Here is a 2,619-nt window from a genome sequence, read left to right as displayed (position 1 = left end):
CCGATGGTGGGCTGACGCCACGGACGAATCACCGGCCCGCGCAGACCTCGGGAACAGAGCGCACAGCAGCGCCGGACCGTTAGCCGGTCCGGCGCTGCCCGGTCCCGGGGTCGCCCCCTGGTTGCCGTCGTCGAGAGGCTGGTGCCTCACCAGCCGCCGGAGCTGAGTTCGACGCGGGTGTTGAGGCCGCCCCTGCCGTTGCCCTTGTAGAAGTAGAGCTTCCCGGTTGCGCCCGGCTGGGACGCGACGGCTACCAGGTCACCCGTACCGTCACCGGTGAAGTCACCGCCGGCGTAGTCCGAGATGCCGTTCCAGCCACGGGAGCCGATCTCCGTCCGGGAGGACCCGCCATCGATGGTGCCGTTGCCGTGACCCCGGTAGAGGTAGAGCTTCCCGGTGGACTTCTCGGTGGCGACGATGTCGTCCCTGCCGTCCTTGTTCATGTCACCAGGACTGACGATCTTGTCCATGCCGTTCCAGCCACGGGAGCCGATCTCCGTCCGGGAGGACCCGCCATCGATGGTGCCGTTACCGTGACCCCGGTAGAGGTAGAGCTTCCCGGTCGACGTCTCGACACCGCCGAGGTCATCCCTGCCGTCACCCGTGAAGTCACCGACGAAGATGTTGCTGATCCCGTTCCAGCCGCCGGAACCGATCTCCTTACGACTGCCCAGCCCGCTACCGGTACCGGGGTAGAGGTAAAGCTTTCCGCTCGCGACCGCGGTGCCGACGAGATCGTCCCTGCCGTCACCCGTGAAGTCACCGACGGCCAGATTCGCCATGCCGTTCCAGCCACTCGTGCCGATCAGCACCGGCGAGGTCAGGCCTCCCGTGCCCGTACCGGGGTACAGCCACAGGTTGCCCGTCGCCACCTGAACGGTCACCAGGTCCTTCTTGCCGTCCCCGTTGAAGTCACCGGCCGTCAGATTTGTCATACCCGGGTCGCCCGTGGGCACAGCCGCGCCGACGTCGACGTAGTCCCGGTCGATGTTGATCGTCGTCCCGCTGTACGACTCGGTGACATTGCCCGCGTACTGGTGAACACGCTGGTGGTCGGACCAGTACCCGGCGGGGATGTTCACGTCGGCGGTGTTGGCTACACCGTTCCAGTTGCCGGACCAGACCACGTCCGGGCGCTCCAGCGTCGTGGATGAGTAGACGGAGGCGAGGTCCTTGATGCCACTGGAGGAGGAGCTGTACACGCCCGACCGGTAGCGCAGTTCGTGCAAACGGGCGGACCAGCCGGAGAGAAAGTTGAGGACGTTGGTGCGGTACCCCGAGGAGTACGCCTCCATGTCGGTGTAGAGCACCGCGCCGGGGACGAATCCGAGCCCTTGTGCCAGATCGACCGCCGCATCGGCGGCCGACCGGCCCTGGCTGGCCGCGCTCGATGAGGAGATGCTCCCCGCTTGGAGGCCCGCGTAGATGGGGAGCAGATGCCAGCCACGGCTGCTCTGCTCGGCCACCCAAGAAGCGGTGAGGTTCGGCTGGGAGCAGGCCCGGCTCGGACCGCCCATGTAGATGCCCACCCCTCTGTAGGGCGAGGACGCCCAGTCCGCCATGGCGGCCGAGGAGGGTGCCGAGCAGGCATCGAAGGCTTTGCCGGTGTAGCCGGTGCTCGGGACCGCGGAAGCGGCGGCCGAGAAAGCCGGCGCCCGGGGCGCCGGAACCGTCTGCGTTTCGGCCGTGCTGCCAGTGATGGCGGAGCCCAGGATCTGCTCGATTGCTGCCATCGACGAGCCGTAACTGACGGTTGCATAGACGCCGGCGCCCTCGAAGGCCACCCGTACTTCGCGGGAGTCGCCGGCCGGGAGGGTACTGGGAGCGGGGGAACCCGCCGGAACTTTCACGGTGGGCACATCCTCTCGGGGCGCGGCTCCGGTGAACGGCTCCAGCACAATCGCTTCGGTCTTCGCCGCGATCAGGTGGGTGGGGCACAACTGTTGGGCTCCCGGATGCCCCAGGTACACGGTGTGCTGATCGAGTCGTACGCAGGCGTTCGGGTCCTTCTCCAGGTCCACCAGCCTCCACCCGGCCGGGACGTCGATGGAGAGTCCCCCGTACTCGACGTGGGTGAGCGATTCCGCCGCCGAAGCGGTGACGGAGGGCTGGAACGTGGCGGTGAGTCCGATGGCGGCAATGAAGGCAGAGGCTGAACGGCGCAGATGTCGGATCTTCATTCTCTCTTCCCGGAGTTGGGCCGATGCGGCACGGCCGGCGCGGTCGGGGTGCGGGAGCGCACAGAGGCAGGCAGGGCCGCAGTGAACTCGGACCCGCCTGGTGGGGTGCCACCAGACGCCGGTGCCGATTTCGATGCGGACGTTGAGGCCGCCCGTGCCGTCGACCTTGTAGAGGTAGGGGTTTTCCGGTGGCGCCCGGCTGGGACTCGACGGCTGCCAGGTCACCCGTACCGACACCGGTGAAGCCACCGCCGGCGTAGTCCGAGACCCCGTTCCGAGCCACCGGAACCGATCTCCGTACGGGAGGAACGCCATCGATGGCGCCGCCGCCATGACCCTTGTACAGGCAAAGCGTTCCGATCGACGTCTCGACACCGCCGAGGTCACCCCCACCGTCACCCGTGAAGTCGACGACGAAGGTGTTGCTGATGCTGTTTCA

Annotated in this window: 1 protein-coding gene; it reads right to left on the bottom strand. The window is 67.4% G+C overall.

The window, feature by feature from the left end; genetic code table 11:
- Positions 1-146 precede the first annotated feature (146 nt).
- Entirely contained in the window at positions 147-2,180 is a 2,034-nt protein-coding gene (locus ACGFU7_RS47800; RefSeq protein ID WP_393705072.1) for a glycoside hydrolase domain-containing protein, read from the bottom strand.
- Positions 2,181-2,619: the final 439 nt, after the last annotated feature.

Source organism: Streptomyces sp. NPDC048473, assembly GCF_043200155.1.
Taxonomy (GTDB): Bacteria; Actinomycetota; Actinomycetes; order Streptomycetales; family Streptomycetaceae; genus Streptomyces.
Note: the sequence above shows the minus strand (reverse complement) of the source record. Positions and strands in the feature narration are given on the sequence as shown.